This is a genomic window from Modestobacter sp. SYSU DS0657, assembly GCF_054050925.1.
In genome coordinates this window covers 105,313-122,188 of record NZ_JBJHAG010000002.1, presented here as the reverse complement: position 1 = coordinate 122,188, position 16,876 = coordinate 105,313, and the positions used below count along the sequence as shown (strand labels likewise).

Annotated in this window: 12 protein-coding genes; 6 read left to right on the top strand and 6 right to left on the bottom strand. The window is 74.8% G+C overall.

From position 1 onward, the window contains the following. Positions 1-8: 8 nt before the first annotated feature. A complete protein-coding gene (locus ACI79A_RS02060) occupies positions 9-1,538 on the bottom strand; it encodes an ABC transporter substrate-binding protein (protein ID WP_457079406.1) in 1,530 nt (509 codons plus the stop codon). A 202-nt stretch (positions 1,539-1,740) separates the two neighbouring features. On the opposite strand from ACI79A_RS02060, the gene ACI79A_RS02055 reads away from it, so the two are divergent. Continuing rightward, on the top strand, positions 1,741-2,772 hold the full coding sequence (locus ACI79A_RS02055; protein WP_457079404.1) for a dipeptide epimerase: 1,032 nt from the start codon (positions 1,741-1,743) through the stop codon (positions 2,770-2,772). After that, positions 2,769-3,803: a DUF1611 domain-containing protein gene (locus ACI79A_RS02050; RefSeq protein ID WP_457079402.1), complete on the top strand. Its 1,035-nt coding sequence runs from the start codon at positions 2,769-2,771 to the stop codon at positions 3,801-3,803. The genes ACI79A_RS02055 and ACI79A_RS02050 overlap by 4 nt, the downstream gene beginning before the upstream one ends. A gap of 66 nt (positions 3,804-3,869) precedes the next feature. Here ACI79A_RS02050 and ACI79A_RS02045 read toward each other — a convergent pair whose 3' ends face one another. From ACI79A_RS02045 to ACI79A_RS02030, 4 genes are all read right to left on the bottom strand, one after another. Further along, on the bottom strand, positions 3,870-5,357 hold the full coding sequence (locus ACI79A_RS02045; RefSeq protein WP_457079400.1) for an aldehyde dehydrogenase family protein: 1,488 nt from the start codon (positions 5,355-5,357) through the stop codon (positions 3,870-3,872). Positions 5,358-5,504: 147 nt separating this feature from the next. Next, the gene (locus ACI79A_RS02040; protein ID WP_457079645.1) at positions 5,505-6,353 is read right to left on the bottom strand and encodes a MaoC family dehydratase; all 849 of its coding nucleotides are present in this window, start codon (positions 6,351-6,353) and stop codon (positions 5,505-5,507) included. Beyond that, positions 6,353-7,708, bottom strand: a complete 1,356-nt coding sequence (locus tag ACI79A_RS02035; RefSeq protein ID WP_457079398.1) for a 3-oxoacyl-ACP reductase — start codon at positions 7,706-7,708, stop codon at positions 6,353-6,355. The genes ACI79A_RS02040 and ACI79A_RS02035 overlap by 1 nt, the downstream gene beginning before the upstream one ends. 94 nt (positions 7,709-7,802) lie before the next feature. Beyond that, positions 7,803-9,086 carry an acetyl-CoA C-acetyltransferase gene (locus ACI79A_RS02030; protein WP_457079396.1) on the bottom strand — a complete coding sequence of 428 codons (1,284 nt, stop codon included), beginning with the start codon at positions 9,084-9,086 and terminating at the stop codon, positions 7,803-7,805. A 104-nt stretch (positions 9,087-9,190) separates the two neighbouring features. Between ACI79A_RS02030 and ACI79A_RS02025 the strand changes: the two genes are divergently transcribed. From ACI79A_RS02025 to ACI79A_RS02015, 3 genes are all read left to right on the top strand, one after another. Then, positions 9,191-9,883 carry a TetR family transcriptional regulator gene (locus tag ACI79A_RS02025; RefSeq protein WP_457079394.1) on the top strand — a complete coding sequence of 231 codons (693 nt, stop codon included), beginning with the start codon at positions 9,191-9,193 and terminating at the stop codon, positions 9,881-9,883. Then, positions 9,880-11,925 carry an acyl-CoA dehydrogenase family protein gene (locus ACI79A_RS02020; RefSeq protein ID WP_457079392.1) on the top strand — a complete coding sequence of 682 codons (2,046 nt, stop codon included), beginning with the start codon at positions 9,880-9,882 and terminating at the stop codon, positions 11,923-11,925. The genes ACI79A_RS02025 and ACI79A_RS02020 overlap by 4 nt, the downstream gene beginning before the upstream one ends. Positions 11,926-12,062: 137 nt before the next feature. Further along, a complete protein-coding gene (locus ACI79A_RS02015) occupies positions 12,063-12,779 on the top strand; it encodes a trimeric intracellular cation channel family protein (protein WP_457079390.1) in 717 nt (238 codons plus the stop codon). 3 nt (positions 12,780-12,782) lie between these two features. Here the strand turns inward: ACI79A_RS02015 and ACI79A_RS02010 are convergent, their stop codons facing one another. Further along, complete coding sequence (locus tag ACI79A_RS02010) at positions 12,783-15,605, bottom strand: SpoIIE family protein phosphatase (protein WP_457079388.1); 2,823 nt, start codon at positions 15,603-15,605, stop codon at positions 12,783-12,785. Between the two features lie 58 nt (positions 15,606-15,663). On the opposite strand from ACI79A_RS02010, the gene ACI79A_RS02005 reads away from it, so the two are divergent. After that, the gene (locus tag ACI79A_RS02005; protein ID WP_457079386.1) at positions 15,664-16,866 is read left to right on the top strand and encodes an EAL domain-containing protein; all 1,203 of its coding nucleotides are present in this window, start codon (positions 15,664-15,666) and stop codon (positions 16,864-16,866) included. The last annotated feature ends 10 nt before the right edge of the window (positions 16,867-16,876 follow it).

Below are 16,876 nucleotides of genomic sequence, written 5' to 3'. Positions count from 1 at the left end.
GTATCCGGTCAGGGCAGCTGCACTTCCTCGAAGTTGATCGCCTTGTCCGGGCGGATCGTGTAGCCGGACAGCCCCGGCGCCCACGCCTGCACGACGTCGGGGTTGTAGAGGTACACGTAGGACGCGTCGTCGACGATCAGCTGCGCCGCCTGGTCGTAGAGGTCCTTGCGGGCGTCCTGGTCGGTCTCGCTGGCCGCCTCGGTCAGCAGCCGGTCGACCTCCGGGTTGCTGTACCCCTGGTAGTTGCTGGAGCCGTCGGTGATGTGCTGGGCGTGGTAGTAGTCGAACGGGTCGATGTTGCCCAGCCAGCCGAGCATGAAGGCGTCGAAGTCCCCCTGCGACTGGCGGTCCAGCCAGGTGGCGAAGTCGACGGTCTGCACGTCGACCTCGATGCCGATCGGCTGCAGCTGGCTGGCGATCACCTGGGCGGCGGTCACCGTCTCCGGGAACTCGTCCGTGACCATCAGCCCCATCGTGATCGGCGTCTGCACGCCGGCCTCCTCGAGCAGCTGCTGGGCGGCCGCCGGGTCGGCGTCGTAGGGCGCGTAGTCGGAGTGGAAGAAGCTGTCCTCGGGGATCGCCGTCTGGTTCGGCTGGGCGGCCCCGAACCGGGCCGCCTCGGTGACCGCGTCGCGGTCGACGGCGGTGGCGATCGCCTGGCGCACCGCCGGGTTGCCGAACGGCTCCCGGGCGTAGTTCATCGACATGTACCAGTAGTCGACGCTGGGGGTGGTGGCCAGCTCGACCTGGTCGTTGCCCTGCAGCGACTCGATCTGCTGCGGCGGGACGTTGTCGGTCCACTGCACCTCGCCGTTCTGCAGCGCGGTCAGCGCCGCGGCGGGCTCGGTGATGTAGCGGAACTCGACGCCCCCGATGCTCGGCGCGCCGCCCCAGTAGTCCTCGTAGGCGGCCAGCTGGGTGCTGCTGGCGTCGGAGCTCTCCAGCGTGAACGGCCCGGTGCCCACCGCCTCGGTGGTCAGGTCGTACTCCTCGGCGGCGCCCTCCGGGAGGATCGCCATCCCCTTGAAGCCCCCGATCAGCGCCGGCAGGTTCGGCGTCGGCTGGCTGACCTCGATCACGACCGTGTCCGCGCCGTCGGCGGTCACCGACTCGACGTTGGCGAACCGGTAGGCGTTGTTCAGCTCCTCGTCGATGATCCGGTTGTAGGAGTAGACGACGTCGGCGGAGTCGAACTCGCTGCCGTCGTGGAAGGTGACGCCGTCGCGCAGGGTGAACGTCCAGGTCAGGCCGTCGTCACTGGTCTCCCACTCGGTGGCGAGGCTGGGCTCCATCGTGAGGTCCTCGGGGTTGGGGACCACGAGGGTGTCGTAGACGTTCTCCAGCACCTGGAAGCTCGGGTAGGCGCTGGTCACGTGCGGGTCGAACTGGTCGGGCTGGGCGCTCACCGCGGCGACGAGCACGTCGCCGCCGCTGTCACCGCCGCCGCCGTTGCCGGTGTCGACGCTCTCCCCGCCGGAGCAGGCGCTCAGCGCGAGCGCGCCGGCGGTGGCGAGGAACAGGAGTCGTGGGGCGCGCACGGGCTTGCCTCCGGGGTCGACGACAGAGATGCACTCTCGACCCTCACCCCGCCCCCGGGTGGTTGCAGGGCGGGATGGGTGATCGTTGCCGCTTCGTGATCATGCCCCGGGCAGGCCACGTCCGCACCCGATGGCGCGTTTGCCAACTGCGGCCCGCCCCGGCCAGGGTGAGGGCTCACCCCGGCCGGCTGGAGGGAGCCCGATGGCCCACGACACCGTGGCCGTGAGCTGCCGGCCGCAGACGCTGCGCCTGCGCGACACGTTCACCATCGCCCGCTCGTCGGTGGACACCGAGGAGGTGCTCGTCGTCCGCATCGAGGCCGACGGCGTGACCGCGCACGGCGAGGGCGCGCCGGTGGGCTACGCGGGTGAGTCGGTGGCCGGGATGGCCGCGGCGGTGGAGGCGGACGGCGCGGAGGTGCTCGGCACCGACCTCCGCGACCTGGAGGGCATCGCCGGCCGACTGCGGGAGTGGTCCGGGCCGCAGGGCGCGAAGATGGCGCTGGACGGCGCCGCGCACGACTGGGTGGGGCGGCGGTACGGGCTCCCGGTCTGGCGGCTGCTCGGGCTGGACGGCAGGCAGCCGGCGACCAGTTTCACGATCGGCATCTCCACCGTCGAGGAGACCGTGGCCCGGGTCCGCCGCGCACCGGGGTTCGAGGTCTACAAGGTCAAGGTGGGTGGGCCGGACGACCTGGGACGGCTGGAGGCGATCCGGGCGGTCTCCCCCGCCCGGCTGCGCGTGGACGGCAACGAGGGGTGGACGCTCGACGGCGTCCGCGAGCTGCTGCCCCGGCTGCGGGAAATCGGGGTGGAGATGATCGAGCAGCCCTTCCCCGCGGCCGACCTGGACTCCTTCGCCCGGTACCGGGAGCTGCCCGACCGGCTGCCGGTCTTCCTCGACGAGGGCTGCACCGACCTGGCGTCCGTGCCGCCCGCCGCCGGGTACGCGGACGGCGTCGTGGTGAAGCTGGCCAAGTGCGGTGGCATCCGCGAGGCGCACCGGATGGTGCACGCCGCCGCGGCCCTGGGGCTGCGGGTCATGCTGGGCTGCATGATCGAGTCACAGCTCGGGATCGCCCAGGCCGCCCAGCTCGGGCCGCTGGCCGACCTGGCGGACCTGGACGGCCACCTGCTCGTCTCCGACCAGCCGTTCACCGGGCTGGGGCTGGCCGACGGACGGCTGGTGCTGCCCGACGCCCCCGGGCTGGGCCTGACCCCGGCGGCGGCATGACCGAGCGGCTCGCCGTCCTCACCGCCGGTCAGCTGGCGGAGTCCTACGCCAAGACCGCGCACGGCGTGCTGCGGTACGGCCCGCGCGAGGTGGTGTGCGTCGTCGACGAGGTGCACGCCGGGCGACGAGCCGTGGACGTGGTCCCCTTCTGCGCCTCGCCGGCGCCGGTGGTCCCCGACGTGGCGGCGGCCGCCGCCCTGGGCGCCACGACCGTCCTCCTCGGCGTCGCCCCGCTGGGCGGGCGGCTGACCCCGGCCTGGCACCGGGTCCTCGCCGACGCCCTGCGGCTGGGTTTGGACGTGGAAGCCGGACTGCACACCGACCTCCGCACCGATCCGGAGCTGGCCCGGCTGGCGGCCGAGCACGGCGCCGTGATCCGCGACCTGCGGGCTGCCCCGGCCGACCTGGACGTCCCCCGCGGCGAACCGGTCGCCGCCCGGGTCGTGCACACCGTCGGCTCGGACTGCGCCATCGGCAAGATGAGCGTCGTCCTGGAACTGGACCGCGCCGCCCGCGCCCGGGGGCTGTCGTCGGTGTTCGTCGCCACCGGGCAGACCGGGGTGGCGATCTCCGGCTGGGGCACCGCGGTCGACTCGGTGGTCTCCGACTACGTCGCCGGGGCCGCCGACCGGCTGGTGCGCGAGGGCGCCGGCCGGGGCGACCTGCTGTGGCTGGAGGGCCAGGGGTCGATCTACCACCCGGCCTACTCCGGGGTGACCCTCGGGCTGCTGCACGGCTCGTCGGCCGACGCCCTGGTGCTCTGCCACCGGGCCGGGCGCTCGGCGATCGCCGACTACCCGCGCACCGCGCTGCCGCCGCTCGCCGACATCGTCCGGGGCTACGAGCAGGCCGCCGGCTGGGTGCGCCCGGCCCGGGTCGCCGCGGTCGCGCTCAACACCGCCGGACTGGACGACGCCGCGGCGCGGGCAGCGGTCGAGCGGGCCGCCGCGGAGACCGGCCTGGTGGCCGACGACGTCGTCCGGTTCGGTCCCGAGCGGCTGCTGGACGCCGTGCTGGCCGCACTGGCCTGAGGCCGCGCACGGCAGCGGCCGCCGCCCGGGAGACCGGGGCGGCGGCCGCTGCGGTGGAGCCGGAGGTCAGAGCGCCACGTAGACCGACTTGGTCTGCAGGTACTCGTCGAGCGCCTCGGGGCCGTTCTCCCGGCCGTAGCCCGAGGCCTTGTAACCGCCGAAGGGCAGCGCGACGTCGAGGATGCCGTAGGTGTTCACCCAGATCAGGCCGGCCTCCAGCTGCGCGGCGACGCGGTGGGCGCGGGCGACGTCCTTGGTGTGCAGCCCGGCGGCCAGCCCGTAGGGCGTGCCGTTGGCCAGCGCGACCGCCTCCTCCTCGGTGTCGAACACCTGCACGGTGAGCACCGGGCCGAAGATCTCCTCCTGCACCAGGCGGGAGTCCTGGGCGACGTCGGCGACGACGGTCGGCGCCATGTAGAAGCCGCCGTCCTTCTCGATCCGCTGCCCGCCGGCGACGACCCGGCCGCTGCCGCCCTCGCCGTTGGCCAGCGCGACGTACCGCTCGACGTTCTCCAGGTGCCGCTCGCCGGCCATCGGGCCGACGATCGTGCCTTCGTCCAGCGGGTCGCCGACCGGCACGTGGGTGGCGCCGCCGACGACGCCGGCGAGCACCTGCTCGTAGACGCCGCGCTGCACCAGCAGCCGGGTGCCGCCCATGCAGAACTGGCCGGTGTTGAAGACGAACGCGGAGACCGCGGCCTGGATCGCCTCGTCGAGGTCGGCGTCGTCGAAGACGATGTTGGCCGACTTCCCACCCAGCTCCATGGTCACCGGGGTGACGTTGGCGGCCGCGGTGGCGGCGATCATGCTGCCGACCTTGGTGGAGCCGGTGAAGGCGATCCGGTCGATGTCCGGGTGCCGGCTGAGCCGGTCGCCGGCGACGGCGCCGTGCCCGGTCACCACGTTGAGCACCCCGGCCGGCAGCCCGGCCTCGGTGAGCAGCTCGGCGATCCGCAGCGCGGTCAGCGGGGTGTCCTCGGCCGGCTTGTGGACGACGGTGTTGCCGGCCGCCAGGGCGGGGGCGATCTTCGACGTCGACAGGATCATCGGGAAGTTGAACGGGGTGATCGCGGCGACCACACCCAGCGGCTCGCGCCGGGTGTAGGCCAGGCCCGGGCCGCGGATGCCGCGGGTCGCGCCCTCGATCGCGCCGGCCAGGCCGGCGAAGTAGGAGAAGTGCTCGGCGGTGGTGTTGGTGTCGATCTGCCGGGCGAAGGTGATCGGCTTGCCGGTGTCCAGGCTCTCCAGCCGGGCCAGCTCCTCGCCGTTCTCCAGGATCAGCTGGGCGGCGCGCTGCAGGATCGCGCCCCGCTCACGCGGGCTCATCGTGCGCCACGGGCCGCTGTCGAAGGCCCGGCGGGCGGCGGCGACGGCGAGGTCGACGTCCTCGACCGTGCCCTCGGGGACGGTGGTGACGACGCGACCGGTCGACGGGTCGACGACGTCGCGGCGCTCGGTGCCGGTGCCGTCGTGCCACTGACCGTCGATGTAGTGCTTGCCCTGGGGCAGGGTGACCTGCTCGGCGTGGTCCTGGGCCAGTGTGTTCGTGCTCATCTCTCCCTCTCACCGGCAGCCCCGGGGGGCTGCCCTCAGCGACAGCTCTGTCTGGAGCAACCGTCCGTCATGGACAACGGAAAGTCACCCCACTCTTCGTAGCCGTCTCCCGGTAGGTGGAAGGCAGATCACACTCGTCCGGGGTGCTCAGGCCGGGTGGACCACCCCGACGACGTGCTCGACGCCGCTCTTCTCGTTGCGGACCGCGAGGTCCCAGCCACCGTCGACCTGGGCCGTGGCGAGGGTGACCGTGGACGGCAGGAACAGCGGCTTGCGGAAGCCGACGTCCACGCTGACCGCGTCGGGCAGCCGGCCCGACAGCGCCGCGAGCGCCCGGGCCTTCACCCACATGCCGTGCGCGATCGCCCGCTTGAAGCCGAACGCCTTCGCCGTCGGCCCGGAGAGGTGGATGGGGTTCACGTCGCCGGAGACCTTCGCGTACCGGCGTCCGGCGTCGTCGGGCACCCGCCAGCGGGCGGCGACCCGCTCGACGTCGCCCACCGGCACCTCGACGTCGGCCTCCGGGGCGCCGTCCGGCGCCGTCGCCCCGCGGGCCAGGTAGGTGGACCGCCCGCGCCACACCTCGTCGCCGCGGCTGCGCACGGACGCGACCAGGTCGACCGTCGCCCCGCTCCGGTGCGCCGCGAACCGGTCGGCCCAGACCTCCAGGTCCAGCCGCTCGTCGACCCCGATCGGCCGGTTCACGGTGATCCGGTTGCGCACGTGCACCAGCCCGGGCAGCGCCAGCGGGAAGCTGCGGTCGGCCATCAGCGCGACCTGCAGCGGGAAGGTCAGCACGTGCGGGAAGGTGACCGGCAGCGCGTCGGCCAGCGGGAACCCGCAGACCGCGGCGTAGTCGGCCAGCTGCGCCGGGTCGACCGCCACCCCGGTGCGGGCCAGGTGGGTGTCGGGCAGGTCGCCGCCGCGGCCGCGGGCGGTGACCGCTGCCTTCGCGAACAGCGCCGCCATGTTCGGTGGGTCGGTCAGGACGATCATCACGCCCCCAGCAGCGACTGGCCGCAGACCCGCACGACCTGGCCGTTGACCCCGGCGCTGGCCGGCTGGGCGAGAAAGGCGATCGTCTCCGCGACGTCGACCGGCAGCCCGCCCTGCTGGAGCGAGTTCAGCCGCGACCCGAGCTCCCGGGTGCCCAGCGGCATCTTCGCGGTCATCTCGGTGACGATGAAGCCGGGCGCGACGGCGTTGATGGTGGCGCCGCGGGCGGCGAACTCCGGCGCCCAGGCGCGCACCATCCCGATGATCCCGGCCTTGCTGGCCGCGTAGTTGGTCTGCCCCCGGTTGCCCGCGATCCCCGACTGGGAGCTGACGCTGACCACCCGGGCGCCGGGCTTGAGCGCGCCCTCGGTGGCCAGCAGCGCCTGCGTGATGTCCAGCTGCGCCTGCAGGTTCACCGCCATCACCGAGTTCCAGCGGGCGGCGTCCATGTTCACCAGCAGCTTGTCCCGGGTGATGCCGGCGTTGTGCACGACCACGTCCACCCCGCCGTGCCGGGCGATGAGCTGCTTCGCCAGGCGCGGGCCGGCGTCGTCGGCGGTGATGTCCAGGGCCACCGCCGTGCCGCCGATCTCGTTGGCCACCTGCGCCAGCTGCTCACCGGCGGCCGGGACGTCGACGACCACCACGTGCGCGCCGTCACGGGACAGCACCTTCGCGATCGCCGCGCCGATGCCGCGGGCGGCCCCGGTGACGACGGCGACCTCGCCGGCCAGCGGGCGCACGGCGTCGGTCTCGGCCGGGACGTCGGCGGCGGAGAGGGTGAGCACCTGGCCGTCGACGTAGGCCGCGCGGCCGGAGAGGAAGAACCGCAGCGGGCTGCCCAGCGAGGCGTCCGCGCCGGCCGGGACGAGCACCAGGTTGGCGGTGGCGCCGTTGCGCAGCTCCTTGGCCAGCGAGCGGACCAGCCCCTCCAGCGCCTGCCGGGCCGCGGCCTGCGCCGGGCTCTCCGCCGTCGCCGGCGGGTCGGCCAGCACCAGCACCCGCCCGCTGGCGCCCAGCCGCTTCACCGCGGGGGCGAGCAGGTCGTGGGCGGCGGCGAGGTCGCCCGGGCCGGTCAGGCCGGTGGCGTCCAGCACGACGGCGCCCAGCTTCGCGCCGTCGTCGTCGCCGTCGGCCACCACCGGGGAGACGACGGTGACCCCGGCGTCGCGCAGCAGCGCGATCACCTGGTCGCGCAGCCGGCCCGCGCCGGCGGAGCCCACCAGCGCGGGGCCGGGGAGCAGCGGCTGCCCGGGCTCGTAGCGGCGCAGCTGCGCCGGCCGGGGCAGGCCCAGCTGCTTGGTGATCGTCGTGCCGACGCCAGAGTTGGCGAAGTCGCGGTACCAGTCGCTCACGTGAAGTCGTCGTCCTTTCCTGGCTCGCTTTCCGCGCCGAAAGCGAGGATGTGCGGCTCGCTTTCGGCGCGGAAAGTGAAGAGGGGGGGCGGGGTCAGCTCTCGAGGATGGCGACGACGCCCTGACCGCCGGCCGCGCAGATGGAGATCAGCCCGCGCTTGCCCGGGCCGGCCTCGTGCAGCATCTTCGCCAGCATTCCCACGATCCGGCCGCCGGTCGCGGCGAACGGGTGCCCGGCGGCCAGCGACGAGCCGTGCACGTTCAGCTTCGACCGGTCGATCGAGCCCAGCGGCGCGTCCAGGCCCAGCTTCTCCTTGCAGAACGCCGGGCTCTCCCACGCCTTCAGGGTGGCGAGCACGGTCGAGGCGAACGCCTCGTGCACCTCGTAGAAGTCGAAGTCCTGCAGGGTGAGGCCGTTGCGCGCCAGCAGCGCCGGCACCGCGTAGGCCGGGGCCATCAGCAACCCCTCGCCCCCGTGCACGTAGTCGACGGCGGCGGTCTGCGCGTCGACCAGGTGGGCGAGCACCGGCAGGTCGTGCGCGGCGGCCCACTCGTCGGAGGCGAGCAGCACCGCGGAGGCGCCGTCGGTCAGCGGCGTGGAGTTGCCCGCCGTCATGGTGGCGTCCTCGCCGCGGCCGAAGACCGGCTTCAGCTTCGCCAGCTTCTCCACCGAGGTGTCCGGCCGCAGGTTGTTGTCGCGCGCCAGCCCGAGGTACGGCGTCACCAGGTCGTCGAAGAAGCCGGCGTCCCAGGCGGCGGCCAGCGCTCGGTGCGAGCGGACGGCGAGCTCGTCCTGCTCCTCGCGGCCGATCTCCCACTCCTGCGCGGTGATCGCGGCGTGGTCGCCCATGGCCAGGCCGGTGCGCGGCTCGGCGTTGCGCGGGATCTCGGGCGCGAGCTGGCCCGGGCGCAGCCGGCCGAGCGCCTTGAGCCGCTGCTGCACGGTCTTCGCCCGGTTGAGCTCCATCAGCACGCGGCGCAGGTCCTCGCTCACCGCGACCGGGGCGTCGGAGGCGGTGTCGACCCCGCCGGCGATGCCCGACTCGACCTGCCCGAGGGCGATCTTGTTGGCGACCAGGATCGCGGCCTCGAGGCCGGTGCCGCAGGCCTGCTGCACGTCGTAGGCGGGGGTCGCGGCCGACAGCCGCGAACCGAGCACCGCCTCGCGGGTCAGGTTGAAGTCGCGGGAGTGCTTGAGGACGGCGCCGGCGACCACCTCGCCCACCTGCTCGCCCTGCAGCCCGAAGCGGGCCACCAGCCCGTCGAGGGTGGCGGTGAGCATGTCGGAGTTGCTCGCGCGGGCGTAGGCGCCGTTGGCGCGGGCGAACGGGATGCGGTTGCCGCCGACGATCGCGGCCTTCCGGGTCTGCGCAGCCATGGGGACCTCCAGGACGAGGGGGGTTCCTCGCCAAAATGGCCATTTTGGCGGAGACGGGCGAGCGCCCGTGTTCGGTACCGACGGTATCAGGTACTTTCGGTGTCGTGAACACCGAGACGGCGCCGGCACCGCGGGACCGGCGCGACTCCCGCTGGGACGCCCACCGGCGCGCGCGGCGCGCGCAGCTGGTCGAGGCGACGCTGGCCGCCGTCGGCCGGCACGGCCCCGGTGTCGGGATGGACGAGATCGCCGCCGAGGCCGGCACCAGCAAGACCGTCGTCTACCGGCACTTCGCCGACCGCAGCGAGCTGCGCGTCGCCGTCTGCGCCCTGGTCGCCGAGCAGCTGACCCGCAAGCTGCGGGAGGCGATCGGCGGCAGCGAGCACCCCCGGCAGATGGTGTCGGCCGCCGTGGAGACCTACCTGGCGTTCATCGAGGCCGACCCTGCGGTGTACCGCTTCGTCGTCGGCTCGGCCCGGGTCGACCAGCCCGTCGCCGCCGATCCGATCAGCAGCCTCTCCGACCTGATCGGCGACGAGGTCGGTGCGCTGGTGGCCGCCGCGCTCGACCGGGCCGGGCAGGACACCGCCGCCGCCGCGCCCTGGGGACACGGGGTGATCGGGCTGGTGCGCGCCGCCGCCGACTGGTGGCTGCGCGCCGAGCGGCCGATGCCACGCGCCCAGCTCGCCGCCCACCTGACCGACCTGGCCTGGACCGGGTTGCGCGGCGTGGTCACCCCCACGGTCACCCCCGCGCCCTCAACCACTCCCCCCGCCCGTCCGATGGAGGAAGCATGACCAGCACACCGACGCCGCTGACGCCGGTCGACCCCGCCCGGCTGACCGAGGCCCTCGACGGCCGCTGGGCGCACGTGCGCCGCGACGCCCGCGAGCAGCTCGGCACCACCCGCTACGCGACGGTGCACGGCGAGACGATGACCGAGGCCCGCGAGCGGGTGACCCGGCTGGCCGCGGACCTGGCGGCCACCGGCCGGGTCGCCCTCGGCTACCCGACGCAGTACGGCGGGTCCGACGACAGCGGTGGCTCGGTGGTCTCCATCGAGATGCTCGCCCAGGCCGACCTCTCGCTGATGGTCAAGGCCGGCGTGCAGTGGGGCCTGTTCGGCGGGGCCGTGCAGGCGCTGGGCACCCAGCGCCACCACGACGAGTTCCTCCCGGCGATCATGAGCTTCGACCTGCCCGGCTGCTTCGCGATGACCGAGACCGGCCACGGCTCCGACGTCCAGCAGCTGCGCACCACCTGCACGTACGACCCGGCGACGCAGACCTTCGACCTGCACACCCCGCACGAGGCCGCCCGCAAGGACTACATCGGCAACGCCGCGAAGGACGGCCGGATGGCGGTCGTCTTCGCCCAGCTGGTCACCGGCGGGCAGCGGCACGGGGTGCACGCCTGGTTGGTGCCGATCCGCGACGCAGACGGCAACCCGGCGCCGGGGGTGACCATCGGCGACGACGGCCCCAAGGCCGGGCTGCTCGGCGTGGACAACGGCCGGCTCACCTTCGACCACGTCACCGTCCCGCGCGAGATGCTGCTGGACCGCTACGGCCAGGTCGCCCCCGACGGCACCTACACCTCGAGCATCGAGAACGAGACCCGGCGCTTCTTCACCATGCTCGGCACCCTGGTGCGCGGGCGGGTCAGCGTCGGCGGCTCGGCGTCGTCGGCGACCAAGGTGGCCCTGGAGATCGCCGTCCGCTACGGCGACGTCCGCCGCCAGTTCTCCGCCCCCGGTGAGGAGCGCGAGGTGGTGGTCAACGACTACCTGGTGCACCAGCGCAAGCTGCTCCCCGCCCTGGCCCGCACCTACGCCTTCTCCTTCGCGCAGGAGGAGCTGCTCTGCACGATGCACGACGTGCTGGGCGCCGGGTCCGTCGACGAGGGGGCCCAGCGCGAGCTGGAGTCCCGGGCCGCCGGGCTCAAGGCGCTGCAGACCTGGCACGCCACCCGCACCATCCAGCTGTGCCGTGAGGCCTGCGGCGGCGCGGGCTACCTGCAGGAGAACCGGCTGCCCGGGCTCAAGGCCGACACCGACGTCTTCACCACCTTCGAGGGCGACAACACCGTGCTTCTGCAGCTGGTCGCCAAGGGCCTGCTGACCGGCTACCGGGACGCCTTCGGGTCGCTGGACGGCTGGGGCAAGGCGGCGTTCGTCGCCGAGCAGGTGCGGGAGACCGTGCTGGAGCGCACCGCGGCCCGCGCGCTGATCCAGCGGCTGGTCGACGCCGTCCCCGGCCGGGAGGACGACGTCCCCTTCACCGACCGCGGCTGGCAGCTGAAGCTGCTGGAGGACCGGGAGAAGCACGTCCTGGAGGGCGTGATCAAGCGGCTGCGCAAGAACGCCGCCACCCACCGGGACGGCCGGCAGTTCGACGTCTTCAACGACGTTCAGGACCACGCCCTCAAGGCCGCCGAGGCGCACATGGAGCGGGTGGTGCTGGAGGCCTTCGTCGCCGGCATCGAGCGGACGGCGGACCCGGCCGCGCGGGCGCTGCTGTCCCGGGTCTGCGACCTGTTCGCCCTCGCCACCATCGAGGCGGACAAGGGCTGGTTCCTCGAGCACTCCCGGATCACCCCGCAGCGGGCCAAGGCGCTGACCGGCGCGGTCAACGAGCTGCTCACCGAGCTGCGCCCGCACATGCGCACCCTGGTCGACGCCTTCGCGATCCCCGAGGCGTGGCTGAACTGCGCGATCCTGGCCGAGGAGCCCGAGCGCCAGGAGACGATGGCCGCCCACGACGCCGCGCTGCGGTCGCAGGACACCGATCCGGAGGCACCGGCGACCGCCACCGACCTGGAGCTGGCCCCCGCCCAGTAGGGCCACACGTTGATCATCGGCGAACGGCTGCCCGGCACGCCGCCGGGAGCAGCCGTTCGCCGATGATCAACCGGACGAGCGGGCGGTCCGGCGGCGGTCGCACGGAGGACCGCGCCCGACCGGGATGATGTGCGGCCGTGGAGGTCCTGGCGGCGACGGTCGAGACGCTGCGCATCCCGCAGGTGGTCGACCTCGCGGCGATCGTCATCGGCGCGCTCACCGGTGGGCTGCTGGCCGCCCGGGAGGGGTTCGCCGTCAGCGGTGTGCTGCTGCTGGCGATCAGCGGCGGCCTCGGCGGCGGGCTGATCCGCGACGTCCTGCTCGCCTCCGGCCCGCCGGTCGCGCTGACCGACCCGGCCTACCTGCCCACCGTGGCGGTCACCGCCGCGGTCACCTTCTACTTCTCCGGCTGGCTGTCCCGGCTCACCCGGCTGCTGGTGGTGCTGGACGCCCTCACGCTGGGCTTCTTCACCGTCATCGGCGCGCAGAAGGCCCAGCTGGCCGAGCTGCCCAACGCCTCGGTGGTCTTCATCGGCACGCTCACCGCGGTCGGCGGCACCCTCATCCGCGACGTGCTGCTGGCGCAGCGGGCGGACATCGTCGGGCCCGGCCCGTACAACGCCGTCGCCGCGCTGATCGGGGCCGCCGTGCTCACCGTCCTGGCCGGGCCGCTGGACCTGCCGCCGCTGCCCGTCGCCGCGATCGTCATCACCCTGGTGGCCGCCCTGCGGGTGCTCTCGGTGTGGCGCGGCTGGGAGGCGCCGGTCGCCGTCGACCTGCCGCAACGGGCGCGCAGCCGGTTGGGCCGGCGGCTGCCCCGGCCACGCCGGGGGCGGGGGCGGGGGCGGCGCTGACCGTCAGCCGCCGGCGGCCTGCGGGGTGACCGGCGGCGCCGGCTCGATCCCCGGCGGCACCCGCTGCGGACCCGCCTCGGGGGGGCGGGGCCGGTCCTGGGGGTGCACCCGGACGGCGAGCAGCGCCACGTCGTCCTCCGTGTCGGGCAGGTACATCCGCGCCAGCAACTGGTCGCAGAGCCCGTCCAGCGGCAGGTCGGTGAGGTCGGTGAGCACCCGGCGCAGCTCCGCGAGACCGGCGTCCAGGTCGCGGTCGCGGCGCTCGACCAGTCCGTCGGTGTAGAGCAGCAGCGTGCCGCCCCGGCCGATCGTGGCGACCCGGTCGCTGCGCGGGGTGCCCGGGTCGACGCCCAGCAGCAGGTCCGGGTCCTGGTCGTCGAGCAGCGTGACCGAGCCGTCGGTCCCGATCAGCACCGGCGGCGGGTGCCCTGCCGACGACCAGCGCACCCGGGTCTGCCCCCGCTGCAGCTCCGGGTCGTCCTGCTCCAGGCGCGCGACCACCGCGGTCGCCATGGTGTCCAGGTCGAGCCCCGCGGCGGCCCGGTCCAGCCCGCCGAGCAGCTCCGCGGGGGTGCCGCCGGTGTGGTGGCCGATGCCGCGCAGCAGCCCGCGCAGCTGCCCCATCGCGGCCGCCGCCCGGCTGTCGTGGCCGACCACGTCGCCGATGACCAGCACGGTCGCCCCGTCGGGCTGCACGAACGCGTCGTACCAGTCACCGCCGATCTCGGCCCCCGCGGCGGCCGGGACGTACCGGACGACGATCTCGCAGTGGTCCGGCGCGGGCGGGGCGGTGAGCATGCTCCGCTGCAGCGTCTCGGCCAGCTGCCGCTGCTGACCGAACAGCCGGGCCTGCTGCAGGGCTGCGCCTGCCCGTCGGCCGACCTCCACCGCGGTGTCCAGCTCCGCCTCGGTCCGCACCTCCCGTTCCGCACCGGTGTAGATGCCGAGGGCGCCGAGGGTCTCCCCGCGGGCCACCAGCGGTACGACGACACCGGCCTGCGGGGCCAGCGCGGCGAGCAACGCGCGGGCATCGGAGTCCGGCAGCGCCCGCTCCAGGTAGGCCTGGTCCAGCTGGGACAGCACGACGGGGCGGCCGGTGCGGGTGACCACGCGCGCCGCGGCGTCGTCGCTCATCTCGGTGACCATGGCCCGCACGTAGCGCTCCAGCTCCTCGCGGCGCCCGCGGTCGGAGTGGGCCGAGGCCACCCGGCGCATCCGGCCCTGCTCGTCGGTGACCACCACCCAGCACCAGTCGCCCAGGGCCGGCACCACCAGCTCGGCCAGCCGGTCCAGCTGCTGGTCGATGTCGAGGGTGCCGGCGAGCACCCGCCCCACCTCGGCCAGCAGCTGCAGCCGGGTGTTGGCCGCGGTCAGCGCGGCCAGCGCGGCGTCCCGCTGGGCGTCGGCGTGCAACCGCGAGACGGTCAGCCCGATCTGCGCGGTCAGCGCCTCCAGCATCGCCACGTCGTCGCCGCTGAACGCCCGGCCGCCCGGCCAGACCGCCACGAAGCTGCCCTGCGGCCGGCCCTCCACCCGCAGCGGCAGGGCGGCCACCGCGCCCACCCCGACCAGGTCACCGATCTCCGCCATCCTCGGGAAGCGGGCCACCGCCGCCGCCCGGTCGGCCAGCAGCACCGGCTCGCCGTGCCGGGCCACGTACTGGGTGGGCAGCTCGTCGTCGAGGGCGAGCGGAACGCCACCGGGCGGCAGCTCGACGTCCGCACCGGACTCCACGGCGTCGGCCAGCCCGCGGGTGAGGTGCAGCAGCAGCTCGCCGCTGGCCGGGTCGAAGACCGCCAGGGCGGTGCCGGAGGCGCCCAGCACGGCGCGGCAGCCACGCAGCGCGACCTCGGCGAGGTCGGTCATCCCGGCCACGTTGGCCAGCTCGACGGCGACCTCGGCGATCGCCGCCGCGCGCTGCACGGCGGCCAGCCGGCGCTGCGTCTCCTCCCGCGCGTCGGTGACGTCGACCGTGGTGCCGACCAGCCGCAGCGGCGCGCCCAGCGCATCGCGCAGCACCCGTCCCCGGGACACCGTCCACCGCTCCACGCCGTCCGCGCGGAGCACGCGCATCTCGGCCGTGAACTCCCCGCTGCCGGTGACCGCGGCCCGCATCGCGTCGGCGACGGTGGCCTGGTCGTCGGGGTGGATCCTGGGCAGCAGGGCCTCGTCGGAGTCGAACTCCTCCGGGCCGGGGACGCCGAAGATCGCCGCGTTGCGCTCGTCCCAGAACACCCGGCCGGTGCGGAGGTCCCGTTCCCAGATGCCGACGGAGCCGGCCTCGAGCGCCAGCTCCAGCCGGGTCAGCGAGGAGCGGGCGGCGGCCGAGGCGGCGACCAGCTCCAGCTCGGTGACGACGGTCGCCGCGACCTCCCGCGCGACCAGCTCGTCCCGCTCGGTCCACTCCCGCGGGGCGGGCGAGAGCAGGGTGAGCGCGCCGACCCGGTGACCGGAGGCCAGCTGCAGCGGCACCGAGAGGCAGGCCCTGAGCGTCCCGGCGGCGACCGCGGGCAGGTCGGCGACGCGCGGGTCGGTGGCGGCGTCGGGCACGACCAGCACCGCGCCGGCGCGGACGGCGACCGCCCCGGGCACCTCGGTCAACGGGGTGGAGTCGCCCACCGCGATCGGCCGGCCGGCGCCGCCCACGGCGACCGCGACGTCGGTGAGCAGCACCACCTGCGCCGACGGGACGCCCACCAGCCGGGTGGCGATCCTCGTCAGCCGATCGAACGGGGCGGTGCCGGTCAGCTCGGCGGCGAGCCGGCGGGCGGCGTCGACCCGCTGCGGATCGGTCAGCGGATCGGGGGACGGACGCAGCTCGGACACGCCGGCCGGCCTCCCCCTGGTCCCCGTGCGCGGCGGCGTCCGGCGGGCCCGGACGCGTGTGCGCGGCGCACCATGCTGGCACGTCACCGGCGCGGAACGGGTGATCGACGGCGGCGCCGTGCTGGTCAGGGCGCTCAAGGAGCGGCGCGGCGGCGCCGATCTGGGAGAGGTGACCTCGACCCTGCGCCCCCAGCACGAGGACTGCCGCCCGCTGCTGGCCGGAGCCGACGACCTGAGCATCGTGTTCCAGCCGATCGTCGACCTCGCCACCGCGACCGTCGCCGGCTACGAGGCGCTGGCCCGCTTCCCCGGCACCGCCTCTCCTGACGTCTGGTTCGCCGCGGCGGCCGAGGCCGGGCTGGGCGCCCAGCTCGAGGCGCTCGCGCTCCGCCGGGCGCTGGCCGCGCTGCCGGACCTGCCGCCGAACACCTTCCTCACCGTCAACGTCAGCCCCCACCTGCTCGACAGCGGCCCCGTGGCGGCCGCGCTGGCCGAGCCCGCGACGCTGCGGCGGGTGGTCATCGAGCTGACCGAGCACCTGCCCACCCCGGACCTGGCCGCGCTGCGCGGGCAGACCGCGGCGCTGCGCGGGCGCGGTGCGCTGATCGCCATCGACGACGCCGGCTCCGGCTGGTCGGGGCTGCAGCAGATCGCGGAGGTCCGCCCCCAGCTGGTCAAGCTCGACCGCGCCCTCGTCTCCGGCGCCGACACCGACCCGGTGAAGGCCGCGCTGGCCGAGATGGTCGGCGCCTTCACCAGCCGGATCGACGCCTGGCTGCTGGCCGAGGGCATCGAGACCCCCGGCGAACTGGCCGCCTTCGCCCGGCTCGGCGTCCCGCTCGCCCAGGGCTGGCTGCTCGGGCGGCCCGCGCCCTCCTTCGCCCCGCTGTCCGCCGAGGCCGAGCAGCTGGTGCGCGCCAGCGTCGCCCGCGCCCAGCTCAGCGAGAGCGTGGCCAGCCTGCTGCGCCCGGTCCGGCAGCACGGCCCCGGCGACGACGACGCCCCGCCGCCCTACGTGGTGCTGGACGCCGACGAGGTGCCGGTGGAGCTGGTGCTCGCCGACCCGCGCACCGGCGCCGCCTACCGCGCCCCCGTCTCGCTGCGCGTGCTGCCCTCGGCCGGGGTGGCCGAGACGCTGCAGCGGGCGCTGACCCGGCCGCCGGTGCACCGGTTCGACCCGGTCGTCTGCACCGACCGCACCGGCACCGTGCTGGGCCTGCTGCGGATGGAGGACCTGGCCTCCGCATCGGCCAGCCGCTGACCCCCGGCCG